Genomic DNA, 24036 nt, shown 5'->3' with positions numbered 1-24036 from the left:
CGCCGGCGGTTACTCGACGTCGACGCCGTATCCCCGTACGAGGGCCTCCAGACCGTGGTCGTACCCCTGGCCGACGGCGCGGAAGCGCCACCGTGGGCCCCGGCGGTAGATCTCGGCGAGGAGCAGGGTGCGTTCGCTGGTGGCGGCGTCCAGGGTGGCCTGGGCCGTGGCCGGAGCGTCGACGCCCGGAGCGAGGGCGAGTTGGACGGCTCCGATGTCGCCGAAGGTGGCGGCGCCGTCGACGGCGGCGGCGATCGCGATCCGGCGGGCGCCCGGAGGCAGCGCCGCGAGGTCGACGGCGACGGTCTGCTCGGTCGGGCCGTCGCAGAGGAGGCGGACGGATCCGTCGGGGCTCTCCGGCGCGCCGTAGAAGACGAAGTCCCCGTCGCAGGAGACCTGCTCGTCCTCGTCGAGGACGAAGGCGACGACGTCGATCTCGCAGGTGGTCTGCTGGGCCCAGGAGGCGCTCACGTGCCAGTGGCCGACGGCGGGCGGTGCGGGGAGGTCGAGGACTCCGCCGCGCGGCAGGACGTCGGCCGTCGCGCCGGCCGGGGCGGGGGCGTGGACGTCGGTCGGCCCGGCCGGATCGGAGACCGGCGCTCCGAGCCAGGCGGGCTCGCGGACCGGCAGCCCCAGCGAGGCGACGCGGGCCATGCGGCGGTCGAGTTCGCCCCCGGGGAAGAGGACGACGTCGGTGACGCCCGCCGAGAGGTTGATCGCGGCGGCACCGCCCATCTCGACGATCCGGGCCCGCGCGGCGGACGCCTCCTCGTGGGTACCGCCCAGGACCAGGACCCGCCGGCGCCCGAACGGCTTGACGGGCCGCGCGGGCTCGGGCCGCCTGGGCGTCGGCACGTCCACGACGGCAGCGGTGGCGGTGGCAGCGGGCGGGGGTACGGCCTCCGGGACCATCGGGGGCGCCTGATTCTCGTGCGGCGTACCGGGGCGCACCTCGCCCAGCAGCTTCAGGAAGGCGTGCTCGTCGATGACGGGAACGCCTTCGGCGATCGCGCGCCGCGCCTTCGCCGAGCCCGAGGCCGCGTCGTTGGTGACGAGGACGCTGGTGTGCCGGCTGACCGACGACATGATGTTCAGCCCGGCGGCGACGGCCCGGGCCACCAGTTCGGCCCGGGAGGTCGCCGTCTCGCCCGTGACGGCGACCTTCATGCCCTGGACGAGCGGACCGCCGGGGGCCGGGCGGCCGGGATTCCGGTAGGCGCACGGGGTCTTCGGCGGGTTCGGCGCGAACTGCGGGTCCTGCCGGGGCGGGCAGGACACCAGCGGCAGCGGGACGTCCAGCCGCGCGGCCTCGGAGAGGGAGGACCGGAAGATCCCCGCGAGGACCCGGGCGTCGTCCAGCGCGTCGTGGGCCCGGGTCTGCGGCACGCCGTAGTGGGCGGCCAGCGACGCCAGGCTGAGGTCCGCGGCGGGCGGCTCCACGCGCCGGTTCAGGGCCAGGGTGCACAGACGCTGGGAGACCGGGAGATAGAGCCGGGCGCGGGCGAACTCGTGGGCCAGGAAGTCGTAGTCGAACTGCGCGTTGTGGGCGACCATGACGCGGTCCTGCAGGAGCGCGCCGATCCGCCCGGCCACCTGCCCGAAGGTCGGGGCACCGCTCAGCCGCTCCGCGGTCAGCCCGTGGACGTGCACGGGTCCGGGGTCGCAGCCCGGATTCAGCAGGGTGGAGAACTCGCCGGTCTGGACCCCGTCCGGCCCGAAGGTGAGTACCGCGATCGAGAGCACCCGATCGCGCCGGGCGACCAGACCGGACGTCTCGACGTCGACCAGGGCCCAGTCGTACGCGTAGTCGGGCAGGCGGGACACGTCGAGCGCGGTGGCGAGGGACACGGCAGCAAGGATGATCCGGACACGATCGCCACTTCAACCGGAATGCCGTTTTGTCTCCTTTTTCCGCTTGGAGATCACCCTGAACTTAGGCCCTCTTACGGGACGAACACCCACCGAAGGACGCCCACGGCCGGCCGCGACCGTACGGATCCGGCCTCCCGCACCTCTCCGCCCGGTCGTTCCGGTCGATGGCTGGAAGAAGCTCTTGACCAGCGAAAAGACCCTCCCGAAGGAGGGTCCGGTCCCCACGGTGAAGCCGTGCGGAGAAAAGCGCCCCCGGCAGGACTCGAACCTGCGGCCAAGTGCTTAGAAGGCACCTGCTCTATCCACTGAGCTACGGGGGCCGGGTGGTGGCCTTGTGGCCAGGAGCCCCTGGTGGGTGGGGTGGGGCCTGCCGGGACAAGGATAGGGCTCCGATCGCCTTGGCCCGGTTGCTTCACCTGCGTGGCACGATGTGTAGGTTCGGTGAAGCGGAACGATAATCGCAGGCAGGTGCGATTCGCGCAGCGCTTTTCGCATCGCTCGGGGCGGGTGTTGTGCACTCGTTATGCCCCGTCTTCCGGTCACCGCCCTTTTCTTCGGCGCGCAGGGCCCCCATACGCTTCAAAAACACTCATAAATTGGGCATTCTTCGCATGTGGTGACCTTGGACGAACGGCCTCAGCTGATCGACGCACTCTCCGCCCTGCGCGACCGTGTCGCCGCCGTGCGTCTCCCACTCCCCCTCCCCGGCGCCGACCGCGCCCGCCAGAACCGGGTCGAGCTGCTCGCCCAGCTCGACGACTACCTGGTGCCGCGGCTGAAGGACCCCGACGCCCCGCTCCTCGCCGTCGTCGGCGGCTCCACCGGCGCCGGGAAGTCCACGCTCGTCAACTCCCTTGTGGGGCGGCGCGTCAGCGAGGCCGGTGTGCTCAGGCCCACCACCCGAACCCCCGTCCTCGTCTGCCACCCCGAGGACCACCACTGGTTCGCCGGGATGCGCGTCCTCCCGCAGCTCACCCGCGTCTGGCTGCCCCAGGCCGACGAGGACCACCCCGTCGACGAGCCCGCCCCCGAGGACAACGCCCTCCGCGTCGAGACCTCCTCCTCCCTGCCCCGGGGCCTCGCCCTGCTCGACGCCCCCGACATCGACTCCCTCGTCGTCGAGAACCGCCTCCTCGCCGCCGAGTTGATCTGCGCCGCCGACATCTGGGTCATGGTCACCACCGCCTCCCGGTACGCCGACGCCGTCCCCTGGCACCTGCTCCGCACCGCCAAGGAGTACGACGCCACCCTCGTCACCGTCCTCGACCGCGTCCCCCACCAGGTCATCGGCGAGGTCTCCCGCCAGTACGGCGCCCTGCTCGACCGGGCCGGCCTCGGCGACGTGCCCCGCTTCACCATCCCCGAGCTGCCCGAGTCGACCGGCGGCGGCAGCGGACTGCTCCCCGACAGCGCCGTCGCCCCCCTCCGCGGCTGGCTCGCCCACCGCGCCGAGGACCCGGCCGCCCACCAGCAGGCCGCCGACCGGACCGCCTTCGGCGTCATCGACTCCCTCGACACCCGGCTGCCCGAGCTGGCCGGCGCGGTCTCCGCCCAGTACGCCGCCGCCGTCCGCCTCGGCGGCGTCGTCGAGGCCGCCTACCACGAGCAGGGCGGCCGGGTGCGCAAACAGCTCGGCCGCGGCGCCGTCCTCGCCGGCGACGCCCGCACCCGCTGGCGCGCCTACCCCCGCGACAGCACCGCCGACGAGCTCCTGGACGCCCTCGCCGAGTCCCTCGCCGCCCTCCTCCACTGCGCGGTCTCCGCCGCCGAGGAGCGGGTGCGGGACGGCTGGCGCCACGAGCCCGCCGCCGAGGCCCTCGGCCCCGTGCCGACCTGCGCCGACCGGGAGACCGGCGAGCGGATCGGCCTGGAGGTGCGCCGCTGGCGCCGCGAACTCGAAGAACTGGCCGACGAGGAGGTACGGACCGTGGAGCGCCCCGCCGGAGCCCGCGGCGCCCTGCCCGAGGCCGACACCGTGGCCGCCCTCCTCGCCGCCTCCCTCCTCGGCGGCCGCCGCACCCGGCCCGCCGGCGAGCGCCTCGCCGAACTCCTCGGCGCCCAGGTCGCCCTGCGGCTGCGCGACAAGGGCGGCGCGCTGGTCCTCGCGTACGTCGACCGCGTCCTGCACGCCGAACGCGACCGGCGCCTCGCCCCCCTCGACGCGCTCGACGTGACCCCCGAGCCGCAGGCGGAGCTGATCGCCGCGCTCTCCGTACTGCAGAAGGAGAAGTGACGTGCAGCTGGAAGACGACCGCAAGAGAAGCCCCCGCCCCGACCGCGACCGCGCTCCCGACCACGACCACGACCGTGAGGCCGAGCGCGGGCGCTGGGACGACGGGCTGATCGCGCGCCGCGCGAGCGAACGCGCCGCCGCCCTCAAGGGGGAGCCCCGGAGCGGCTTCACGGGCGACTTCGAGGGAGGCTCCGAGGGCGGCGCGGCAGGCCCCGACGAGGACGCGCCCGCCTCCTTCGGCGGGCACTACGGCCGCCCCCTCCGCAACCGCCTCGACGCCCTCCACGAGCTCGTCGGCCTCTCCCGCGCGCGCGTGGAGAGCGACGCCCTCGCCGAGGCCGGGCGCGTCCTCGACGAGGCCGCCGCCCGCCAGCGGCTCTCCTCCCGGCACACCGTCATCGCCCTCGCCGGGCCCACCGGAAGCGGCAAGTCCACCCTCTTCAACGCCCTCGCCGGCGTCGCCGTCTCCGAGACCGGCCTGCGCCGCCCCACCACCGCCGCGCCCATCGCGCTCAGCTGGTCCGAGGGCGCCGCCGGACTCCTCGACCGGCTCGCCATCCCCAACCGGCTGCGCCGCAGGCCCCTCGCGGGCGGCGCGGGCGACACCGGACTCCAGGGCCTCGTCCTCGTCGACCTGCCCGACCACGACTCGGCCGTCACCGCCCACCGCGACCAGGTCGACCGGGTCCTCGGCCTGGTCGACGCCGTTATCTGGGTCGTCGACCCCGAGAAGTACGCCGACGCCGCCCTCCACGAGCGCTACCTCCGCCCCCTCGCCGGGCACGCCGAGGTCACCTTCGTCGTCCTCAACCAGATCGACCGGCTCGGCACCGAGGCCGCCGACCTCGTCCTGGACGACCTGCGCCGCCTCCTCGACGAGGACGGCGTGGCCCTCGGCGAGCACGGCGAACCCGGCGCCACCGTCCTCGCCCTCTCCGCCCTCACCGGCGAGGGCGTCCCCGAACTGCGCGAACTCGTCGCCCGCTTCGTCCAGGAGAAGACCGCCCCCGAGCGCCGCCTCTCCGCCGACATCGACGCCGCCGCCGCCAGGCTCCGCCCCGCCTACGTCGCCGAAGGCCGCGCGGGGCTCGGCGAGCGCTCCCGGGACGCCTTCACGGACCGCCTCGCGGCCGCCGTCGGCGCCCAGGCCGCCGGCGAGGCCGCCGAGCGGGTCTGGCGCCGGGGCGCCATCCGCGCCTGCGGCACCCCCTGGCTGCGGCTCTACCGCTGGTACGAGCGGAAGCGCGAGCACGGCTCCACCGACCCGCACCTCACGCCCCCGGCCGAGGAGGAGCTGACGGCGCGCCAGCGCGTGGAGCAGGCCGTGCGGATCGTCGCCGACGACGCCTCGCGCGGGCTCCCCGCCCCGTGGGCGCAGGCCGTCCGCGAGGCGGCGACGCGCGGCGCGGACGGCCTCCCCGAGGCCCTGGACGAACTGACCGTCTCCCTCGGCGACCCGGCGGCCCGGCCGCCCCGGCCCGCTTGGTGGCCCGCCGCCGTCCTCGCCCAGGTCGTCATGACGCTCCTCCAGGTCTTCGGTGCGCTCTGGCTGGTGGGGCAGATCCTCGGCGTCGTGGAGCCCGGACTGCTCCCGCCGGTCCTGGTGATGCTCGCCGGGATCGTGGGCGGCCCGCTCGTCGAATGGGCCTGCGAGGGCGCGGTGAAGGGCCCGGCGCGCCGGTACGGGCAGGAGGCCGAACGCCGGCTGCGCGAGGCGGCCGCCGCCTGCGGCCGGGCCCGGGTCCTCGACCCGGTGGCCGCCGAGCTGGTGCGCTACCGGGAGGTGCGCGAGCAGTACGCGACGGTGGTGGGCTCCCGCGCACCGGCCCGCGTCGTGGGCGGACACCGCCCCGGTACGAGGCGCCTGGGCGCCACCCGCGCGGGGGCGCGGGGGAGGTAGGCGGGGGCGGGGAGGTCTCCCCCCCCGCTTCCCCTGCCCGTCCTCACTCTCCCGGGTAAGCGAGTCGTCCACTGTTACGGGGTTTTCCACAGGCTCCGGCGGGATTTTCGGATTCGCCCCACCATGAGGTCGAAAGGGCGCCCGGCCGAAGGGCGTCCGGCGGAACGGATGGGGGCGGGACCATGAACGACACGACCGTGACGCTCGTCGGCAACGTGGCGACGGCGGTGGAGTACCGGGAGACGGTGGCCGGCGGGGTGGCCCGGTTCCGGTTCGCGGTGACCGCGCGCCGCTGGGACCGGGAGCGGGGCCTCTGGTCCGACGGGAACACCAGCTTCTACACCGTGTCGGCCTGGCGCTCCCTGGGGGCCAATCTCGCGGCCTCGGTCTCGGTCGGGGAACCGTTGGTGGTGCACGGCCGGTTGAAGGTGCGGGAGGACGAGCGCGAGGGGCAGCGCAAGACCTTCGTGGACGTGGACGCGCTGGCCGTGGGCCACGACCTGACCCGGGGGACGGCCGCCTTCCGGCGCGCGGTACGGGCCGAGTCCCGGGCGCTGACGGACCGCGAACCGCCCCCCGCCGCCGGTTCCGTGCCCGGCCCGGCCCCGGAGGACGACCCGTGGACGACGGCGGTGGCGGAAACGGTCGCTTCCCGGGAGGAAAGCGGAGGAAAGGACGAGCCGACGAGTCCGGAACACCGGCTGGTAACCGCGTCCTGACCTTGCGTCGTGGCGATTTGTCGACCAACTCACCGCACGTGATAACGATTCCGAGACGGAATGGTTATCTGACCGTATGGCCGGGCACCGGGGGGTTCCGCATCCCTAGGATTCCCGGGTACTCATGTGGCACGTGAGCCCATCGAGTCTGTGAGTCTGTTGGCGTGCGCTCCCCCCACGCGGAACAACGCTGTTCGCGGAGTAGCTCGCCCGGAGGGGAATCCAATGTTTTCAGTTCGTGGGCGGGGCACTGCGCGTCGCCTCGCCGCCGCCACCCTCGTCTCGGGGCTCGTCGCCGCCGGCACGATGGCGATGGCCGGTCCGGCGCTGGCCGATGACGCCCCGGGCGCCGGTGGCGTCAAGGCGAAGCTCGGCAACCTGTCCAAGGATGAGTCCGGCGGCGTCGAGATCACCGAGAAGAACGGCTCGAAGTGGTCGGTCAACGGCGGCCTCTTCAACATGCAGGTCGAGGGCGGCGGCTCCCTCTTCACCTACTGCATCGACCTTCGCACCCCGGCGAAGCACGACTTCGACTACAAGGAGGTCGGCTGGGACCAGTCGTCCCTCCACGACAACGCCGACGCGGGCAAGATCCTCTGGATCCTGGAGAACGGCTACCCGAAGCTGTCCACCAAGGACCTCGGTGAGAAGCTCGGCGTGGACCTCTCCAAGAGCGAGGCCGCCGCCGGCACCCAGGCCGCGATCTGGACCCTCTCGGACGACGTCACGGCCAAGCCGGACGCCAAGGACGCCCGGAAGCTGACCAAGTACCTGCTGGAGAACGCGAAGAAGCTCGAGGAGCCCAAGCCCTCCCTGAGCCTCTCCCCGTCCTCCGTCGCCGGCAAGTCCGGTGAGAAGCTCGGCCCGATCACGGTCAACACCAACGTCGCGAGCGGCGGCGTCAAGGTCGCCGCCGTTCCCGGCGCCGCCGCCGGCGTCAAGGTCGTCAACAAGGCCGGTGAGCCCGTCACCACCGCCTCCAACGGCGACGAGATCTTCTTCGACGTTCCCGCCGGCACCGCCGACGGCACCGCCGAGCTGGCCGTCGAGGCCACCACCAAGGTTCAGCTGGGCCGCGCCTTCGTCTCCATCGACGGCCCGTCGCAGACCCTGATCCTGGCCGGCTCCAGCGACTCCACCGTCACGGCCAAGGCCACCGCGGCCTGGGCGAAGAAGGGCGTCATCCCGGCCGTCACGGTCGCCAAGGACTGCGCCAAGGGCGGCCTCGAGGTCATCGCCTCCAACGAGGGCGACGAGGACTGGACCTTCGACCTGAAGGGCACCTCCTACACCGTCGCCGGTGGCGAGACCAAGACCATCCCGGTCAAGCTCGCCGAGGACGAGGCGTACAACTTCACCATCACCGGCCCGAACGGCTTCGAGCAGACCTTCGAGGGCGTCCTGGACTGCGAGACGGCCACCCCCGGCCCGAAGCCTTCCGAGACCACCCCCACCACGGAGCCCTCCACCCCGGCCTCTCCCTCCCCGTCCACCACGGGCGGCACCACCGGTGACACCACCACCGGCGGCACCACCGGCGGCACCACCGGTGGCGACACCGCGGGCGGCACCACCGGCACCACCGGCGGCGGCGACCTCGCCGAGACCGGCAGCTCCAACGCCACCCCGATGATCGCCGGCATCGCCGCCGCGCTCGTCGTGGTCGGCGGCGGCGCGGTGTTCTTCCTCCGCAAGAAGAAGGCCACCGGCCACTGAGCCGAGGTACGGGTGCCGGGCCTCGCGCCCGGCCCCGGCCCGAAGCACCACCCGCGGAGTGAGGTGCGTCACACGACGCCCTCCCCGTGAACCCCGCACGACCCCGGACCGCACCCGCGGCCGGGGTCGTCGCACGTCCGGGCCGCACGTCGGGCGCGCGTCCGGGCCCAGAAAGCCCCCGCACCGGCCCCGCCCGCGCCACATCCGCACCGGTTCCGCGCCCCCGCGCACCCGGCCGCCGGGCTTACCGGTTTCCGCCCGGGGGTGGCGGTCAGGCAAGATGGGGTGTTTCTCTCCGGCCGAGGGCACGAAACAGCCCCTCACCAGCAGGTTTCCCGCCGATGAGGGGCCGTCTCAGGCAGCCTGGGCCGTCTCGGGGCCGTCATGAGCGTGACCGGCGGCCCGGTACATCGCAGAGATGGCCTTCCGAGTACGCGTCTCGCTGCTCGGCATGAGATGCGTGTACACCCGGAGCGTGAACCCCGGATCGCTGTGCCCGAGGTACAGACTCAGCGCCTTGATGTTCTCGCCGGCGTCCAGCAGGACCGAGGCATAGAAGTGCCGGAGCGCGTGCATCCCGTGCTCACGAGCGGCGGCGTACCGGTAGCCCTTCTCGGGGACGGGGATGATCCCGGCGGAGGCGAGCGCCGGCTTCCACGTCTGGTCATTGAAGGCGTTGCTCCACAGGGCCGTTCCGGCAGGCGCCGTGAACACGAGCCGGTGAGTGACCTTCGGCCCGCTCGGCGTCAGCCACGGCAACGTGACCTCGACCGGCGGGAACCGCTTCATGTGCTCGCGCAGGGCCGCCGAGACCTCAGGGTCGAGGGGGACGTCCCGGAGTTTCCCGCGCTTCGGAGGGGCGAACACGAGCCCACCGCGCACCTTCTTCACCTGCTGACGGACGTAGAGCCAGCCGAGATCCCCGATGTTGTCGACGGCGACCCCGAAGATCTCTCCTTGCCGGAGCCCGCATCCGGCGCCCACGTCCACCATCGCCCGGAAGCGCTCAGGCAGGCCGGCACGGACGGCGAAGACCTGGGAGGCGGCCCAGGGATGCACCCGAGTCGGCGCCGGCCGGGGAGCTTTGACCGACCGGGCCCGGCAGGGGTTCGAGGCGAGGAGCCGATCGTCCACGGCGGCGTTCAGCACCGAGGACACCGCGTCGAAAATGAGCCGCCGGTACGAGGCGGACCCCACGGTCTCTTCGAGCTGGCGACTCCAGTCGCGGATGTGTTCTGCCTGGAACGAGCCGATGGGGCGAGCCCCGAGGTACGGCAGCGCGTGAAGGCGAAGGCGCCCTTCCATGGCCGCACGGCTACTCAGGTCCGTGGTGAGAGCGGCGATCCAGCGCTCGGCGTACTCCCGGAACGTCGTCCGACTGGCCTTGGGGTCGATGTACTGCCCGCGCGCCATGTCGGCTTCGATGTTGGTCAGCCAGATGTCGGCCAAGCGCTTCTGCTTGTCCGGGAAGCTCTTGCTCTTCTCCGAACCGTCGGGCCCGACGTACCGAGCGCGGTAGCGCAGACCGATGCCGTAGCGGTCGGTCTTGACCTTGCGGGACTTGCCATCGGGGCCGGGCTCGACCCTGAACCATCGATCCTGGATGTGTCCGGCCATCAGGCAGCGGCCCCTTCCATCTGCGCCTGAACCCAGGTCTGCACGTCGGTGGGGTCGAAGCGCACGTGCCGACCGACACGGAAGCCTCGGGGCCCGGTCCGCTTGCGCCGCCACTGGTAGATGGTCTCGATGGGCACGCCGAGGAGTTCGGCGACGTCGGTCGGGGTCAGGTACCGGTCGGGGAGGCTGTGCGACATGATCACCACTCCTTCTCTTGAGGCAGTGCGCGTAGGGCTTCACGGGCGGTTTCGCGGTTGAGCTGGATGTCTCGGGCGATCGAGGCGGCGAGGGCGGCCTCGCCGGGGGAGTGGCCCTGTCCGGCGTAGGACCAGGAGGTGAGGACGAGGACGGTGTCCGGCTCGATGTCATCGAGGCCGCGGGCGGTGCGTTCCTGGGCGGCGCGGTAGTCGGCGCGGGTCTGGCGGAGCTCGCTCAGGGTGGTGGAGTACTGCCGGGACTTGGTGGAGAAGTGCCCCCGGAAGCCGAGCATGTGGGCCCAGGCCAGGAGCCGACGATCCGGGTACAGCGGGTCGAGGTCGAAGCAGGCTTCGACGAGGCGGCGGGTGTGGTCGGGGATGCCGAGGAGGACCAGGGCCTCGCGGTTGCCGATGCGGCGGTCGAGGCTGCCGGTGGTCTCGGCGGCTTTGGTGGCGTACTTGGCGATGTAGGAGGCGACGGCCTGTTCGGTGATGTCGGAGCCGTCGCCGAAGGCTTTGACGGGGCGGATGTCGAGCTGGGTGCCCCACCGGAGGCGGCGTAATGGCTGGTCGCCGGCGGCGGGGACGGTGATGGTCGTGTACGAGTGCGCGGCGGCGGACTGAATCGAGGCGGTGAGGAGTTCGGTGGTGGCCCAGGACGGGGGCGGGGTGTCCGGTCCGTCCGGGCCGTCGAGGCGGACCACGGCGTGGAAGTGGACGGCGCCCCGCTTTTGGAACTCGGCCACCTTCCCGTAGGAGATCCGGGCGACTTCCTTCAGGGCCCGCTGGGAGAGGCCGGCAGCTGCGGCGATCTCCCGGCGCAGCCGCTTGGCGAAGCGGTCCCAGAGCTGTCCGGCGTGGTTGTTGAAGAGGACGGCGGCGGCGTAGTCGTATGAGTCGGGGTCGAGCGGGGTGCCCAGTTCGGCGGCGTCCTCGGCGTGGTGGGTGCCGCAGCGGCAGGGCCGGGTGCCGGGCCGGTTGTGGACGGGCCCGAAGGACGGGGCGGTGAGGGTGAGGAACACGCGGGGGTGGTCGCGGACGGCGGCGGGGATGTCGCGGCGGTCGTCTCCGGCGAGGCCGGCGCGGATGAGGTGGTAGGTGTCTCCGGCGTAGGTCCAGGCGCAGGCGGGGCAGCGGGAGGCCCGCCGGTTGCCGCAGGCGACCCGGAGCCGTCCGCCGGGTTCGGTGTCGGTGGAGTAGCGGTGCAGGGTCTCGCCGGTGGTCTTGTCCTGCGTCAGCGTCCAGCCCTGGAGGTGGATGGGTTGGGAGCAGCCGCCGGTGCGGTGGATCTGTTCTTTCCAGCGGTCGAAGCCGGGGGACCCGGCCACCCGAAGCAGGTCGCTCAGGGTGGCCGGGTCCAGGTCCGCCGCGGTGGCGGTGTCGGTCAAGGTGCTCACTTCCCGGCGCGGGTGAGGGCGGCGGGGATGGTGTGGCCGAGGCCCCGGCAGGTGGGGCAGTTGACGCGGACGGTGTCCCGGGTGCCGTCGACGGCGGGGAGGCCGGTGGTGATGGTGGCGGTGGCGAAGCCGTCGCAGTCGCGGCAGACGCGCGGGGTGGTCTGGGGCATCATGAGCTTTCCCTTTCGGGTCCGGTGGATCTGGAGGGGGTTCAGGCGCCCGGGGCGGCGGAAGTTTGGCGACGGAAGCCGTCCCGGGGGCCGCTTAGCGTGTGTTGCGCCTGCCGTGGCCCTTGGCCGCGTACATCGCCGCGTCGGCGGCCGAGAGAGCGTCGGTCAGGGTCGGGACCGGCAGCTGGTCGCGGAGGCAGCAGCCGACCGAGGCGGAGACCGGCAGAACGTGGCCGTTGTGGGTGACCGGCTGGTCCAGGGCGGTCCAGAGGTCGAAGAGGTTGACGGCGCCGAGGTCGGTGACGATGGCGGCGAACTCATCCCCGCCGAGCCGGGCGGCGATCCCGTGCCGTCCGCACCAGGCGGTCAGCCGCTGGGCGGTGGCGGTGAGGACCGCGTCTCCGGCGGCGTGGCCGTGGGTGTCGTTGATGACCTTGAAGTCGTCCAGGTCGACCAGGAGCACGAGCGCACCTGGGTGCTTGCTCAGCAGGTGTTCGGCGCGGGTGGTCCATCCGGTCCGGGTGTGCAGTCCGGTTAGGGGGTCGCGGCGGGCGGTGGCCAGGCGGCGCGAGAGCAGTCCGCCGTGCAGGACCCAGCCCAGGGCCGGTAACCCGGCGGCGGCGAGCGTGTACGTGTCCACGAAGGTCACCGGCCCTTCTGCATGTCGCGGACCAGCAGCCGCAGGACGACCGCCACGACCGCGATCGAGACGCCGGTGAGGGCGACGGCGAGCAGCATCGAGACGAGGACCGTGCCGACGATCAGGACGAGTCCGGCACCACCGGCGACGAGGGTGACGAGACCGGCCGGGGTGAGGCGGACGGCCGGGACCTGGACGCGGGGCGCGGCCGTGACGGGCGCCGGGGTGTGGTCGTGGTGGCAGGCCGCCGGCTCGATGTCGGTCGGGGTGGTCGGCTGGACGAGCGGGGTGACGATGCCGGTCGGGAGCGGGTTGACCGGGATGCGGGGGCGGAGCATGACGGTTCTCCCTACTTGTTGATCGTGGTGTCGATGAGCGGGGCGAGAACGCTGTCGGCGAGGAGGTAGCCGCCGAGGAGGATCACGGCGACGAGCCACCAGGGCGGGCGGATGAGCTTGATGCCGAGGCCGCCGACGACGATCAGGGCGAGCCAGAGCGGGACGTCCATGACGGGGGTCTCCTTCGGGTCAGCGGGCGGTGCAGCGGTGGGTGCGGGCGGCGAGCTGGGCGGCGGAGGAGCTGGAGTAGTCGGCGGACCAGCCGCAGCGGTCGGCGGTGCAGACGGCGGCGTACTTGGTGCGGCCGTGGCGGTCGCGGTGGGTGCCGATCTGCACGGGGCCGATCCGCATCACGGAGTGGAAGCGGTCACGGGCGGGCATCGTGGTCTCCTTTCAGGCGAGTTGGGCGGCGATGGCGTGGGCCATCAGCGGCGGGACGCCGAGGCGGGAGCGCAGGGTGTCGGCGTCGATGGGGTAGCCGGTGCGGGCGCGGTAGTCGTCGGCGACCTTCCGGGCGTGAGCGACGAGCGCCGGCGGTACAGTCACAGGAGCGGGCTCCGGCTCCGGCACGGGACCTGGTGCGGCCTCCGGGACGGGCTCCGGTTCCGGGGAGGGCAGGGCTGATGCGGGGGCAATTTCCGGCTCCGGCTCGGGCATGTCGTCCCGCTCGATGACCGCTTCCACGGCTGCGGGCTCCTCGGTGTCCCGGGCGGGTTCGGCAGGCTGGGGGACCGCCGGGTGCCCGGGGGAGTGGACGAGGAGGGTGCCGCCGAGGAAGGCCAGGGCGGGCCATCCGGCGACGAGGATGCGCAGCCAGTCCGGTACGTCGGTGAGGTCGAGGAGTCCGGCGGTGGCGATGTTCGCGCCGAGGGACGCGGCCAGGGCAACGGTGAACCAGGTCCAGGCCGAGCGGGCCGAGGTGCCGGCGGCCCGGAGGCTCCGGAGCCGGTGCCAGGCGGCGACGAGGAGGAGATCGACGGAGACGGGGTAGGCCCACGCCTTCCAGCCGGTTTGGCCGGCCGCTTCGGCGAGGTCGTGCAGGTGGGCGAAGGACAGGGCACCGGCGATCACGGCCTGTACGAGGACGGCGTCCGGCCGGAGGGTGGGGCGCATCGTGGTACCTCCTTCCTGGATCGACGGGGTCAGGTGGTGGTTTCGCCGGTGCCGAAGCAGGTCAGGCACAGGGCGGCCTGCTGGTGGTCGGTGTCGCGGAGCTTGCGGGAGCCGACGCGTACGGTCTCGGTGGTCTCACCGGCGCCGGTGCAGTCGGGGCACTTCTTCGGCGCGGTCTTCCGGGCAGTGGTCTTACGAGCGGCCATCGGGGCGCCTCCTTTCGGTTTCAGGCATGGGCGGGGTAGGGACCTGGCGTGAGGCGGCCACGCCGGCCGTGGGGCGGGGTGGGTCAGGCGATCGCAGGAGCCGTAGCGGTGGCCGGTGCCTGGGTCTTCGCCAGGGGTGGCAGGACGGGCCGGAAGGCGTCCAGTGCGGGGATCTCCGGGGTGCGGTGAGCCTGGGCGTTGCAGGCGTTCACGGCCCGCCGCAGGGTGAGGTGCGGGGTGCGGATGCGGACCCAGCCGCCGGAGGAGTCGCCGACGACGGCGGTGCCGGGCCGGTCGGTGGGGATCTGGATGGTGGCGAGCACGGCATCCGGGGAGATGTCCCCGAAGGCCATGTTGGCGGAGGTCTCGTCGTTGACGCGGTGGGCGGTGCGGCCGGTGAGCTGGGCGCGGAGCATGGTGATGCCCTTGCCGAGTTCGGAGCCGAAGCGCTGGCCGCAGATCTCCAGGTAGATGCCGGCGGCGCGGCCGAGCTGGGAGAGCCGGACGAGGGAGGTGACGATCCGGTCCCGCCGTTTCTCCTCGTCCTTCGTGGCGTAGAGGGCGAGTTCGGCGACCTCATCGACGAGCAGGACGATTGGGGTCGGTCGCAGGTGGTCGGGGAGGTCCCAGATGTCGGCGGTGATCTCCGCGTCCGGGATGTCCGCGCTCAGCCGCTGCTCGCGCCGGATGAGCTGGTAGACGTCCTCCATGTGCCCGACGAGGGCGTCGAGGAGTTCGGCGGCGGTGTCGGGGTTATCGGCCAGGGCCGTGAACCTACGGGCAAGCGGGGCGAGTTCAACTCCCTGCTTGCAGTCGATGCCGACCAGGGCCACATCGAGCGCGGCGAGGCCGGCGACGAGGTTGCGCTGATAGACGGACTTGCCGGACTGTGTGGCGCCGACGTTCAGGGCGTGCGGGATCTGGCGGTAGTCGCGGTAGTAGACCTCTCCGTCCTCCCGCAGGGCGACCGGCACCCGCATCACCCCACCACCAGGCAGGGCCGGCATCTGCACTCGCTTGAGGACGTCGTAGCCGGTCATCCGCAGTTCGACCACGCCCGAGCGGATCTCCCGGGTGGTGACGTTCCGCATGACGAACGAGTGCCGCAGCCGGTCCGAGGCGGCCGAGAAGTCGAAGGCGTCCTGTCCCGGGCGGAGCTTCACCCGTAGGACCAGGCCCGTCCGTGTCGGCCGCAGTCGGAGGATCCGAGGGGCCCGGGAGTCCGGGACCGGGCGGCCGGTGAGCCGGGCCAGGGCGAGGCGCCAGCGCGAGGGCGGGACGGTCAGTCCGCATGCGTCCATGACGGAGGAGTACCGGACCAGGACCCGCACGATCGCGAGGCCGATGCCGAAGGTCAGCCAGTACCAGGCCGGACGCTGCCACCGCAGCAGCAGCGCGACTGTGGCGACCAGGACGAGGGCGACCGTTAAGGCGGTCATGGTCAGGCCGCCTGGGCGGTGGTGAGGGAGGTGACGGCGACGGCGCGGAAGCTGATGCCGTGGCGCTTCTGGCCGTTGAACTCGTTCTCCCAGGGCCGGGCGACGACGCCGGTCAGGGCGACGGGGGTGCCCATGGTCAGCTCGCCGGAGATGCCGGTCTGGGGGACGGTCAGGTTCAGGATCTCGGCGTTGCCGTCCATGACGAACATGACGTCGATCGTCATCAGCGTCGCGCCGGTCTCGCGGTCGGTGGCGACCTCCCCGGTCTGCCGGTTCGCGATCTTCGGGGCCGGAGGCTGGGCCACCATTACCGTGGCCGTGGTCGTGTCGACGGGGATCTGACGCATCGTCTTATCTCCTGAGTCTGGAGCCTGTTTGATCCCGCCCGTTCGGCGGCGAGATAAGAAAACCGCGACAGGCCATGGACGCATCACGACCCGTATGGACGTTTGGGGACGTCTGAGCTATCGTCAAAACGTCCCTAGCGTCCCTCAGTTGGGTGGTGCCGTGATGGCGAACGAGCGTCTGCGGGCGACGATTTCAGCGAAGGGGGAGACGATCCATTCGCTAGCCCAGCACGTAGGGGTAGACCCGAAGAGCGTCGAGCGTTGGATCACGACGGATCGAACTCCGCACCGAGGGCACCGCTGGAAGGCGTCGAGCTTCCTGGGGGTCGATGAGGTCTACCTCTGGCCTTCAGTCTCCAAGCAGGCAGAGACAGCAAGTACCTCAGAACTGGTCACCTACTACCCCCATCGGGGTGCGGTGCCGGCTGCACTTTGGTCGTCACTCATCGAGCGGGCCACCAGCCACGTCGAAATCCTGGTGTATGCAGGTCTGTTCCTCTTCGACAGCCACCCCGACCTGCCGGACCAGCTATCGGACAAGGCCAAGGCAGGAGCACAGGTTCGGATCCTTCTCGGCGACCCGGACTCTGAGATGGTCCGCCAGCGAGGCGAAGAAGAGGGCATTGGGAGTGACCTTGCAGCTCGCGCTCGCATCACCCGCCGATACCTCGAACCGGCAACGAAGACGCCGGGCGTCGAGGTCCGTCTGCACGACACGATCCTCTACAACTCGATCTACCGATTCGATGACGACGTCCTGGTCAACCCCCACGTCCTCGGCGCGCCGGCCGGACAGAACCCGGTGTTGCACTTCCGCTACATCCCCGGAGCCCGGACGTTCCGTCACTACATGAAGAGTTTTGACTACGCGTGGGAGCTTGGCACCCCGTCGTAGCAGGGATCGGCCATGGTCATGCGACGCTGGAGGCATGGCCCGCATCGATCACTTCAACGACCCGAATGCCCCGAAGGCGAACAGCATCGTCCCGTCTGTCACGGTTGCCGCTCGCAACGAGGCAGGAGCGGTACTGCTGATCCACAAGACGGACAACGACCTGTGGGCTCTGCCCGGCGGGGGCGTGGACGTGGGCGAGTCGGTTGCCGCAGCAGCCGTACGAGAGACGAAGGAAGAGACGGGGCTCGACGTCGAGGTGACTGGGTTGGTAGGGATCTACACCAACCCGGCACACGTCATCGCGTACGACGATGGCGAGGTGCGTCAGCAGTTCTCGATCTGCTTCACCGCGAAGATCATCGGTGGCGATTTGCGTACCAGCAGTGAGAGCAAGGAAGTCGCTTTCGTCAGCCCGGAACGGCTTGACGAACTGAACATCCACCCGTCGATGAGGCTGCGGATCGACCGCGCTCTGTCCGATGAGACTGAGCCTTACATCGGCTGACCGCCCAATCGAGCGAGGGTCCGTCCGACGGCGGCGCCCAGGTAGGGCCGAGCGTTACTGATCGCAGTGTGGACCTCGGAGCCAGGTGCGTAGCGAACGAGGATCTCGTCAATGCGCCGGTCGAAGTCGAAGCTTTGGCCAGCCGGACCCGTGGTCATGTCGGCGAAGATCAACGCGTCGAGAACCGGGGAGTCTTCCCGCTCGTACACAGCCAGTTCTGCCGATAGCCCGCGCTGCTCGGCTTCGTATACGGCGCCTGAGTGATGGGCCACGAGCCGCACGAGGCGGTCGGGAGCACCGAGCGAGGCAAGGTGTCGGGCACCGTCCAGTGGGTGGAAACCCGTATCGCGCAGCTCGGGCGCGTACCCGATGTCGTGGAGCCAGGCCGCGGCGATGAGCAGATCGCGCTCATCCTCGGGGAGGGCCTTCGACGCCTCCACGGCCCGAGCAGCAACCGCTTGGGTGTGCAGCCAGCGATTCCCGAGCGGCGGCAACAAGGACTCAGCCAGCTCAGCCGCTCCATGAGGCGTATCCAGTGCAGAAGGCATGAACGGCACCGTAGCTCAACGAACGTAAGCCTCAACAGGCCAACCACTGGCCACAGGACGAGTGCGGTGAGAGTTTCTCTACTTCATCAAGGCACCCACCGCGCACGGCGCGGTGCGCGCGGCCCGTCGCCCGGGCCTGCGCTCCTGTCTACGCCCCGCTCCAGCCCGGCCGCCGTCCGCACGCCTGACAGCTTGGGTTGATAGTCGGGAAGAACCATGGCGTGGCCGGGCCGAGTGCGCGAGGTGCCGGCCAGGGCAATGCCTCCGGCGGGGGCGCTCAGGCTCCGGGATGGAGAGGGCCCCGTGGGCGTCCGCCGGCAGCGTCGTGGTGGAGGTGGGGGCTCCCATCCCGTCTGCCATCGACCCAGGCAGAGCCGAGCAGGCGCGGGTCCTGGCGTCCAGGTCGTTCGTACAGTGGCGCGCTCCACCTGGACGCCAGGACCCGCGCCTGCTCCACGGTGTGTGGGTCGACGGCAGACGGGATGGGAGCGCGTGCAGCGGCGGAGGCCTCATGCTCGGCCGAAGCCAAACTGGGGCCTCCCCTAAACCAGCTCGATCGACCTACGACGACGCAGCGCCGCGCCGCCCCTTGGAGAGGTTGCAGAACCTGTGAGTCAGCGCGGCATTGGACTTGTCTGTCCTACCGCCGTCACTGTACGGAACGACATGATCGACATGGGCATCGTCAATGTCGCGAATCTTCTGTTTGCAGATCACGCACTCCTGACTTTCATTCCAAAGCTCCTCTTTCAGCTGGCGACTGAAAAGGCGACTGCCTTGGCCTGAGTCGGCGAGGGTGCGGTCAATGTACTCTTTCCACAGGTCGAACCTTCGCTCGATTCGCTTCGCCTCGGAGATGGTATGGGTGGTGAGATCGGCGAATTCTGGAGTGGACATAAGCTCAATCGCGCCCTCGCGAAGTGCGTCAGCGTTGGCGACGTACTGACCTTTGGGGTAGCGCAGGAAACCCTGCAGTTGAACGTCCATCAGGGCGCGATTGATACGACTATCCCACTTACCCTGAGGGTTTTCATCGGAGCCCGCAATGAAGCGTCGGGATGCCTGTCCGCCGAAGACAAGCCGAGACAGTTCAATTGCCTGCTTGAAGTCGGCTTGAGCCTTCAATCGCTCTTTCTCGTCGAGCGTAGCGCCCAAAGTCATCTGCTTGTCGAGGAATTTGGACGTCTTCTTGTCGGGGTGATTCAGGTACTTCTGATCGCGGAAGGCCATGAAGCGAAGGACGAGCTCTACGTCGACCATCCTGGCGTGAGGCTTAGTGCCTTTGAGGTTCAGGATCTTTCGCCAGTCCTGCTCGCCAGCGAGTTTCTTCAGAAACTCGTTATACGTGCCGCGATGCACAGAGTTTCGCAGTTCCTGATCATTGAGGCTCGTGGACCCTTCGTTCAGGCGCTGGAACAGCATGAACTTGACCTCGGGGTCTGACTCTTTCAGGATCGTGACCGTATGGAGCTCGTAGCTCTCAATTCGGTCCTGGAGGCCCTCGGGCAGGTCCGAGAAGGCCTTACCTTCCAGGTATTTCGTTACACCCTTGAGCCGGTAGTCGCCGCGAAGATACTTGAAGATGGCCATGAGTCGCTGCTGGCCGTCAATTACATCGACACTCTCGTTTTCCTGCTGGGCGAGATAGATCTGTGGAATCGGGAGGTCGAGCAGGATTGATTCGATCAGCTTGCTATTCTTCTGGGCGGTCCAGACTTCGTAGCGCTGAAAGAACGGCTGGGGGTCGAGCTTGCTTCGCTGGTACTGGCGATGGAGGGTTGCTACGTCCGGGCTGCCGAACTTTGTGTAAAGAAGGCGGGAGCCCATGGGGTCGATGGCATCCCCCTCTTCCTTCTCTTCTGGTGCCGTCACATCGTCAGTGGGCGGGATGAAGAGATGGAAATGGTCTTTCCCTGCTTGACAGTTAGGGCAGTTGAATTCGCTGGGCTGGTCGTCCAGCTCTATTCCGCCGTGAGCCTGCGGTTTGTACATGTAGCCACAGCTGTCGCATTCGTACTGATTGGGTGTTACCACAGGCACTCCCCGGCCGTCGGACTGTCTCGGCCCAGAGTAGCGAGATGCGCACTCCACGTGTGCTTCAAGGCGGAAAGGTGTCGACGTCATCAGCGGAGTGCGCTCAGTCGAGGCGGGGGCGGATGTGCTGGCTCGGTTCGGTGGAGGGTGCCGGGACGTCAGTTGGCACCAGACGCGTAGCCGTTGGCGTCGGGCCAGACTACGGTCACCTTCACGTCTGCGCACAGGTTGATGAGGTCCTGCCGCGGGCGGGAGGGGACGAGGATCGCCAGGGACGGGCGGGGGTCGATGTGGCGGCGGTAGTCGAGGAGTTGGCCCAGCGCCATTCGGATCGCCTCGCGGGTGACGGACCCCTTTGCTTCGGTCAGGGTGTTCGTGGTGCGGTCGAAGACGTCCGTGTAGAGGGGCTTCAGCTCGCCGGCCGGCGTGATGCGCTTCCGGGTGACCTCGTGGCCCAGCAGGCGGAGGTGCTCGACGTAGTCACGGACGAGCGCGGCCTCTCGGCGTTCGGCTTCGTACGGTTCCCGTGCCGGGTCGACGAGGGTGCGTTCGGTGTGGTGCTGCTCGACATCCACGTCGTCCACCACAAGCGCCTTGGGCGGGGTGTGGGGGAGCTGAACACCCACCGCGGGGGCGGCGTCGACCGGCTTGAGCCGGAACATGATCACGCTCCGGATTGGGCCGTCACCGGTCTCGGGCGCGTCCGTCAGATACCAGGGGTTCTCGTCCGGCAGGACGAACTCCCCCAGGTACTCGCAGACGCCAGAGGAGACGCCGCGGAAGAGGCGCAGCGCGCGTCCTTCCTCCTTGTGCTTGAGGATCGCCAGGTTGCCCTGGGTCATCTTCTGGTCGCCCACCTGCCCCTCGCCGGCGTAGTGGTAGCAGCCGTCTTCGCCCCAACCGTCGAAGTAGCCGTGCTTGTGCCCCTTGGCGGGGTCAGTGAAGACCAGCACGTTGTCGGTGACTCGCGAAGGGCCGATGCCGCCCTGACGACGCCCGCCGTAGACCTCGTGGATCTCGACCCTCTTGAGTCGCTTGCCGACCTCGATGCTCCAGTCCGTCATGCTTCACTCCGCTTTTTAGGATAGATATGAGGGGTAAAAATCTAGCCCATGTGAGTCCCATGATCCAAGTGGGTTTTCTTCGGAGGTACGGGGGCGTGGTCCAGTAGCAAGGCCCTCGGGGTCTGGAGGCTGGGCCGTCTGTGGGCCGTGCGAGGGGGCTCAGGAGTGACCGACGGCGACCAACAGTGACAGGTCAGCTACGAGGGTGATCCGGGAACGCGCAGGTCAGCGGGCCCCTCACCTACTGGTTCGCTCCGGGGGGTGGCGGTCAGGCAAGATGGGGTGTATCTGCCCACTCACTCTTTGCCGGACGGTTTCTCTTGGCTGAGTACATCTACACCATGCGCAAGACGCGCAAGGCGCACGGCGACAAGGTCATCCTCGATGACGTGACGCTGAGCTTCCTGCCCGGTGCGAAGATCGGTGTGGTCGGCCCGAACGGCGCCGGTAAGTCCACCGTGCTGAAGATCATGGCCGGCCTGGAGCAGCCCTCCAACGGCGATGCCTTCCTGTCGCCCGGATACTCCGTCGGCATCCTCATGCAGGAGCCGAAGCTCGACGAGTCCAAGACCGTTCTGGAGAACGTCGAGGACGGCGTCGCCGAGGTCAAGGGCAAGCTCAACCGGTTCAACGCGATCGCCGAGGAGATGGCGACGAACTACACCGACGAGCTCATGGAGGAGATGGGCAAGCTCCAGGACGACCTGGACCACGCCAACGCGTGGGACCTCGACGCCCAGCTGGAGCAGGCCATGGACGCCCTGGGCTGCCCGCCCGGCGACTGGCCGGTCAACAACCTCTCCGGTGGCGAGAAGCGCCGCGTCGCGCTCTGCAAGCTCCTCCTGGAGGCCCCCGACCTCCTGCTGCTCGACGAGCCCACCAACCACCTCGACGCCGAGTCCGTGAACTGGCTGGAGCAGCACCTGGCCCAGTACAAGGGCACCGTCGTGGCCATCACCCACGACCGGTACTTCCTCGACAACGTCGCCGAGTGGATCCTGGAGCTCGACCGCGGCCGCGCCCACCCCTACGAGGGCAACTACTCCACCTACCTGGAGAAGAAGGCCGAGCGCCTCAAGGTCGAGGGCCGCAAGGACGAGAAGCGCCAGAAGCGCCTCAAGGAAGAGCTGGAGTGGGTCCGCTCCAACGCCAAGGGCCGCCAGGCCAAGTCCAAGGCCCGCCTCGCCCGCTACGAGGAGATGGCCGCCGAGGCCGACAAGATGCGGAAGCTGGACTTCGAGGAGATCCAGATCCCGCCGGGCCCGCGCCTGGGCTCCGTCGTCGTCGAGGTCAACAACCTCTCCAAGGCCTTCGGCGACAAGGTCCTCATCGACGACCTCAGCTTCACCCTGCCGCGCAACGGCATCGTCGGCATCATCGGCCCGAACGGCGCCGGCAAGACCACGCTCTTCAAGATGATCCAGGGCTTCGAGAAGCCCGACTCCGGAGACATCAAGATCGGCGAGACGGTCAAGATCTCCTACGTCGACCAGGGCCGCTCCAACATCGACCCGAAGAAGACGCTGTGGGCCGTCGTCTCCGACGAGCTGGACTACATCAACGTCGGCCAGGTCGAGATGCCGTCCCGCGCCTACGTCTCCGCGTTCGGCTTCAAGGGCCCGGACCAGCAGAAGCCGGCCGGCGTGCTCTCCGGCGGCGAGCGCAACCGCCTCAACCTCGCGCTCACCCTCAAGCAGGGCGGCAACCTGCTGCTCCTCGACGAGCCCACCAACGACCTCGACGTCGAGACCCTGTCCTCCCTGGAGAACGCGCTCCTCGACTTCCCCGGCTGCGCCGTGGTCGTCTCCCACGACCGCTGGTTCCTCGACCGGGTCGCCACGCACATCCTGGCGTACGAGGGCGACTCCAAGTGGTTCTGGTTCGAGGGCAACTTCGAGTCGTACGAGAAGAACAAGGTCGAGCGGCTCGGCCCGGACGCGACCCGTCCGCACCGCGCCACCCACAAGAAGCTGACCCGGGGCTGACGGACCCATGGCGAGGCACATCTACAGCTGCCCCCTGCGCTGGTCGGACATGGACGCCTTCGGGCACGTCAACAACGTCGTCTTCCTGCGGTACCTGGAAGAGGCGCGGATCGACTTCATGTTCCGCCTGGCGCCGGGGAACGGCTCCCCCTCGTTCTCCGGCGGGTCCGTCGTGGCCCGGCACGAGATCGACTACGTGCGGCCGCTGGTCCACCGGCACGAGCCGGTGACCGTCGAGTCGTGGGTCACGAAGATAGGCGCGGCGTCGCTGACGATCGCGTACGAGATCAAGGACGCCGACACCGTCTACGTACGAGCGTCCACGGTCGTCGTGCCCTTCGACCTGGAGGCGCAGCGGCCCCGGCGGATCAGTGCCGAGGAGCGTGCCTTCCTGGAGGAGTACGTGGACGACGGGATGACCGCCGCCGCATGACCGTCCTCGCGCCGCTGCACTTCGCCGACGCCCGGGAGGCGGCGGCCCTCGCCGCCTTCCTCGCCCGGCTCGTGCACTACGACCGGGCCGCCGCCGTCCGCCTCCAGGCGGGCGGCGGGGCGCTGGCCGTCTTCGGACGGCCGCCGTCGTTCGAGGTGCTCGCGATCCGCACGGCCCGGCTCGTCGACGCCGTGGACCTCGACGTCACCGTCTCCGCCGGCGAACTCCTCGACGGCATCGAGGAGACGGCGGGCAAGGCGGCCGTCCCCGGCGCCGTGACCGGGCCGCCCTGGGCGGGCGTGCTGCCCCCGCGCTCCGGCTGGCGGCCGGTCGCGGGCCTGCCCGGCGCCGCCGAGATGCGGGGCGCGGTCGCGGCGGCCGTCGCCGAGTTCCGCACGCGGGACGAGGAACTGCCCGAGGAGCGGCGCACCCGGACCGAGCGCGAGCGGATCGGCCGCGAGATCTGGTCCAGGACCCTCGGCACCACCGGACTGCCCCTGCGGGCCGTCCACGCCGCCCAGTCCCTCGGCTTCCTGCCGCCCGCCGGGACGGAGGAGGGCCCGGTCGCGCTGTTCGCCTCGGGCCCGTGGCTGCGGCTGCGCACGCCGTACGGCTCCGTCGCCCTCCGTACCGTACCGATGGCGCTGCCGGTGGCCCCGGGGCGCTGA

The 24036-nt window shown here is 70.3% G+C and carries 25 protein-coding genes and 1 tRNA gene; 9 read left to right on the top strand and 17 right to left on the bottom strand.

Annotation, left to right across the window (positions count from 1 at the left end; genetic code table 11):
• Positions 1-9: 9 nt before the first annotated feature.
• A complete protein-coding gene (locus ACIQD7_RS15605; protein ID WP_402442008.1) occupies positions 10-1848 on the bottom strand; it encodes a TerD family protein in 1839 nt (612 codons plus the stop codon).
• A gap of 271 nt (positions 1849-2119) precedes the next feature.
• Positions 2120-2192: transfer RNA gene (locus ACIQD7_RS15600), tRNA-Arg, on the bottom strand.
• 302 nt (positions 2193-2494) lie between these two features.
• Here ACIQD7_RS15600 and ACIQD7_RS15595 point away from each other — a divergent pair.
• The 4 genes from ACIQD7_RS15595 (at position 2495) to ACIQD7_RS15580 (ending at position 8440) form a co-directional block, all read left to right on the top strand.
• Positions 2495-4105: a dynamin family protein gene (locus ACIQD7_RS15595; protein WP_121828208.1), complete on the top strand. Its 1611-nt coding sequence runs from the start codon at positions 2495-2497 to the stop codon at positions 4103-4105.
• A gap of 1 nt (position 4106) precedes the next feature.
• Positions 4107-6005 (top strand): GTPase, encoded by a 1899-nt coding sequence (locus ACIQD7_RS15590; RefSeq protein ID WP_402442005.1) that lies wholly within the window; start codon positions 4107-4109, stop codon positions 6003-6005.
• Positions 6006-6187: 182 nt separating this feature from the next.
• The gene (locus tag ACIQD7_RS15585) at positions 6188-6724 is read left to right on the top strand and encodes a single-stranded DNA-binding protein (RefSeq protein ID WP_402442003.1); all 537 of its coding nucleotides are present in this window, start codon (positions 6188-6190) and stop codon (positions 6722-6724) included.
• Positions 6725-6949: 225 nt separating this feature from the next.
• Positions 6950-8440 carry an LAETG motif-containing sortase-dependent surface protein gene (locus ACIQD7_RS15580; RefSeq protein ID WP_402442001.1) on the top strand — a complete coding sequence of 497 codons (1491 nt, stop codon included), beginning with the start codon at positions 6950-6952 and terminating at the stop codon, positions 8438-8440.
• 354 nt (positions 8441-8794) lie between these two features.
• Here the strand turns inward: ACIQD7_RS15580 and ACIQD7_RS15575 are convergent, their stop codons facing one another.
• From ACIQD7_RS15575 to ACIQD7_RS15520, 12 genes are all read right to left on the bottom strand, one after another.
• Positions 8795-10057: a tyrosine-type recombinase/integrase gene (locus ACIQD7_RS15575; RefSeq protein ID WP_402442000.1), complete on the bottom strand. Its 1263-nt coding sequence runs from the start codon at positions 10055-10057 to the stop codon at positions 8795-8797.
• On the bottom strand, positions 10057-10254 hold the full coding sequence (locus ACIQD7_RS15570) for an AlpA family transcriptional regulator (RefSeq protein ID WP_121828189.1): 198 nt from the start codon (positions 10252-10254) through the stop codon (positions 10057-10059). Before ACIQD7_RS15570 ends, ACIQD7_RS15575 begins: the two co-directional genes overlap by 1 nt.
• A gap of 2 nt (positions 10255-10256) precedes the next feature.
• Entirely contained in the window at positions 10257-11642 is a 1386-nt protein-coding gene (gene repSA / locus ACIQD7_RS15565; protein WP_402441998.1) for a replication initiator protein RepSA, read from the bottom strand.
• 5 nt (positions 11643-11647) lie between these two features.
• Positions 11648-11824: a hypothetical protein gene (locus ACIQD7_RS15560; RefSeq protein WP_356552948.1), complete on the bottom strand. Its 177-nt coding sequence runs from the start codon at positions 11822-11824 to the stop codon at positions 11648-11650.
• Between the two features lie 91 nt (positions 11825-11915).
• Entirely contained in the window at positions 11916-12461 is a 546-nt protein-coding gene (locus ACIQD7_RS15555) for a GGDEF domain-containing protein (RefSeq protein ID WP_402442361.1), read from the bottom strand.
• A 5-nt stretch (positions 12462-12466) separates the two neighbouring features.
• Complete coding sequence (locus ACIQD7_RS15550; RefSeq protein ID WP_402441997.1) at positions 12467-12799, bottom strand: SpdD-like protein; 333 nt, start codon at positions 12797-12799, stop codon at positions 12467-12469.
• An 11-nt stretch (positions 12800-12810) separates the two neighbouring features.
• On the bottom strand, positions 12811-12969 hold the full coding sequence (locus tag ACIQD7_RS15545) for a hypothetical protein (protein ID WP_093876298.1): 159 nt from the start codon (positions 12967-12969) through the stop codon (positions 12811-12813).
• Positions 12970-12988: 19 nt separating this feature from the next.
• Positions 12989-13180: a mobile element transfer protein gene (locus ACIQD7_RS15540; RefSeq protein ID WP_225799694.1), complete on the bottom strand. Its 192-nt coding sequence runs from the start codon at positions 13178-13180 to the stop codon at positions 12989-12991.
• Positions 13181-13192: 12 nt separating this feature from the next.
• The gene (locus ACIQD7_RS15535) at positions 13193-13912 is read right to left on the bottom strand and encodes a DUF2637 domain-containing protein (protein WP_402441996.1); all 720 of its coding nucleotides are present in this window, start codon (positions 13910-13912) and stop codon (positions 13193-13195) included.
• Between the two features lie 29 nt (positions 13913-13941).
• Positions 13942-14118, bottom strand: a complete 177-nt coding sequence (locus ACIQD7_RS15530; protein ID WP_402441995.1) for a hypothetical protein — start codon at positions 14116-14118, stop codon at positions 13942-13944.
• An 83-nt stretch (positions 14119-14201) separates the two neighbouring features.
• Positions 14202-15557 (bottom strand): FtsK/SpoIIIE domain-containing protein, encoded by a 1356-nt coding sequence (locus tag ACIQD7_RS15525; RefSeq protein ID WP_402441993.1) that lies wholly within the window; start codon positions 15555-15557, stop codon positions 14202-14204.
• 2 nt (positions 15558-15559) lie between these two features.
• Positions 15560-15904 carry a hypothetical protein gene (locus ACIQD7_RS15520; RefSeq protein ID WP_402441992.1) on the bottom strand — a complete coding sequence of 115 codons (345 nt, stop codon included), beginning with the start codon at positions 15902-15904 and terminating at the stop codon, positions 15560-15562.
• A 163-nt stretch (positions 15905-16067) separates the two neighbouring features.
• Between ACIQD7_RS15520 and ACIQD7_RS15515 the strand changes: the two genes are divergently transcribed.
• Positions 16068-16799: an XRE family transcriptional regulator gene (locus tag ACIQD7_RS15515; protein ID WP_402441990.1), complete on the top strand. Its 732-nt coding sequence runs from the start codon at positions 16068-16070 to the stop codon at positions 16797-16799.
• 34 nt (positions 16800-16833) lie between these two features.
• The gene (locus ACIQD7_RS15510) at positions 16834-17304 is read left to right on the top strand and encodes an NUDIX hydrolase (RefSeq protein ID WP_402441988.1); all 471 of its coding nucleotides are present in this window, start codon (positions 16834-16836) and stop codon (positions 17302-17304) included.
• On the opposite strand, the gene ACIQD7_RS15505 is transcribed toward ACIQD7_RS15510, so the two are convergent.
• The 3 genes from ACIQD7_RS15505 to ACIQD7_RS15495 all read right to left on the bottom strand — a co-directional run bounded on the left by ACIQD7_RS15505 (position 17292) and on the right by ACIQD7_RS15495 (position 20950).
• Positions 17292-17852 (bottom strand): HD domain-containing protein, encoded by a 561-nt coding sequence (locus ACIQD7_RS15505; protein ID WP_402441987.1) that lies wholly within the window; start codon positions 17850-17852, stop codon positions 17292-17294. The genes ACIQD7_RS15510 and ACIQD7_RS15505 overlap by 13 nt on opposite strands.
• Positions 17853-18413: 561 nt before the next feature.
• Entirely contained in the window at positions 18414-19844 is a 1431-nt protein-coding gene (locus ACIQD7_RS15500) for a DUF262 domain-containing protein (RefSeq protein WP_402441985.1), read from the bottom strand.
• Between the two features lie 200 nt (positions 19845-20044).
• On the bottom strand, positions 20045-20950 hold the full coding sequence (locus ACIQD7_RS15495; RefSeq protein WP_402441984.1) for a restriction endonuclease: 906 nt from the start codon (positions 20948-20950) through the stop codon (positions 20045-20047).
• Positions 20951-21270: 320 nt separating this feature from the next.
• Between ACIQD7_RS15495 and ettA the strand changes: the two genes are divergently transcribed.
• From ettA to ACIQD7_RS15480, 3 genes are read left to right on the top strand one after another with little or no spacing between them, the layout of a single operon-like run.
• The gene (gene ettA, locus ACIQD7_RS15490; protein ID WP_121828199.1) at positions 21271-22935 is read left to right on the top strand and encodes an energy-dependent translational throttle protein EttA; all 1665 of its coding nucleotides are present in this window, start codon (positions 21271-21273) and stop codon (positions 22933-22935) included.
• Positions 22936-22942: 7 nt separating this feature from the next.
• Positions 22943-23368, top strand: a complete 426-nt coding sequence (locus tag ACIQD7_RS15485) for a thioesterase family protein (RefSeq protein ID WP_121828200.1) — start codon at positions 22943-22945, stop codon at positions 23366-23368.
• A complete protein-coding gene (locus ACIQD7_RS15480) occupies positions 23365-24036 on the top strand; it encodes a hypothetical protein (protein WP_161372640.1) in 672 nt (223 codons plus the stop codon). Before ACIQD7_RS15485 ends, ACIQD7_RS15480 begins: the two co-directional genes overlap by 4 nt.

The sequence above is a fragment of the Streptomyces sp. NPDC093071 genome (genome assembly GCF_044754545.1).
In the GTDB taxonomy this organism is placed as follows: Bacteria; Actinomycetota; Actinomycetes; order Streptomycetales; family Streptomycetaceae; genus Streptomyces.
The sequence above is the reverse complement of the archived record's forward strand: the minus strand, read 5'-3'. Positions and strand labels throughout refer to the sequence as shown.

Excerpts from the sequence above, each read along its gene's own strand:
- ACIQD7_RS15585 (WP_402442003.1), top strand. The coding sequence starts at position 6,188 with ATGAACGACACGACCGTGACGCTCGTCGGCAACGTGGCGACGGCGGTG.
- ACIQD7_RS15580 (WP_402442001.1), top strand. The coding sequence starts at position 6,950 with ATGTTTTCAGTTCGTGGGCGGGGCACTGCGCGTCGCCTCGCCGCCGCC.
- ACIQD7_RS15575 (WP_402442000.1), bottom strand. The coding sequence starts at position 10,057 with ATGGCCGGACACATCCAGGATCGATGGTTCAGGGTCGAGCCCGGCCCC.
- ACIQD7_RS15570 (WP_121828189.1), bottom strand. The coding sequence starts at position 10,254 with ATGTCGCACAGCCTCCCCGACCGGTACCTGACCCCGACCGACGTCGCC.
- ACIQD7_RS15560 (WP_356552948.1), bottom strand. The coding sequence starts at position 11,824 with ATGATGCCCCAGACCACCCCGCGCGTCTGCCGCGACTGCGACGGCTTC.
- ACIQD7_RS15550 (WP_402441997.1), bottom strand. The coding sequence starts at position 12,799 with ATGCTCCGCCCCCGCATCCCGGTCAACCCGCTCCCGACCGGCATCGTC.
- ACIQD7_RS15545 (WP_093876298.1), bottom strand. The coding sequence starts at position 12,969 with ATGGACGTCCCGCTCTGGCTCGCCCTGATCGTCGTCGGCGGCCTCGGC.
- ACIQD7_RS15540 (WP_225799694.1), bottom strand. The coding sequence starts at position 13,180 with ATGCCCGCCCGTGACCGCTTCCACTCCGTGATGCGGATCGGCCCCGTG.
- ACIQD7_RS15535 (WP_402441996.1), bottom strand. The coding sequence starts at position 13,912 with ATGCGCCCCACCCTCCGGCCGGACGCCGTCCTCGTACAGGCCGTGATC.
- ACIQD7_RS15530 (WP_402441995.1), bottom strand. The coding sequence starts at position 14,118 with ATGGCCGCTCGTAAGACCACTGCCCGGAAGACCGCGCCGAAGAAGTGC.
- ACIQD7_RS15525 (WP_402441993.1), bottom strand. The coding sequence starts at position 15,557 with ATGACCGCCTTAACGGTCGCCCTCGTCCTGGTCGCCACAGTCGCGCTG.
- ACIQD7_RS15520 (WP_402441992.1), bottom strand. The coding sequence starts at position 15,904 with ATGCGTCAGATCCCCGTCGACACGACCACGGCCACGGTAATGGTGGCC.
- ACIQD7_RS15515 (WP_402441990.1), top strand. The coding sequence starts at position 16,068 with ATGGCGAACGAGCGTCTGCGGGCGACGATTTCAGCGAAGGGGGAGACG.
- ACIQD7_RS15510 (WP_402441988.1), top strand. The coding sequence starts at position 16,834 with ATGGCCCGCATCGATCACTTCAACGACCCGAATGCCCCGAAGGCGAAC.
- ACIQD7_RS15505 (WP_402441987.1), bottom strand. The coding sequence starts at position 17,852 with ATGCCTTCTGCACTGGATACGCCTCATGGAGCGGCTGAGCTGGCTGAG.
- ACIQD7_RS15500 (WP_402441985.1), bottom strand. The coding sequence starts at position 19,844 with ATGTACAAACCGCAGGCTCACGGCGGAATAGAGCTGGACGACCAGCCC.
- ACIQD7_RS15495 (WP_402441984.1), bottom strand. The coding sequence starts at position 20,950 with ATGACGGACTGGAGCATCGAGGTCGGCAAGCGACTCAAGAGGGTCGAG.
- ACIQD7_RS15485 (WP_121828200.1), top strand. The coding sequence starts at position 22,943 with ATGGCGAGGCACATCTACAGCTGCCCCCTGCGCTGGTCGGACATGGAC.
- ACIQD7_RS15480 (WP_161372640.1), top strand. The coding sequence starts at position 23,365 with ATGACCGTCCTCGCGCCGCTGCACTTCGCCGACGCCCGGGAGGCGGCG.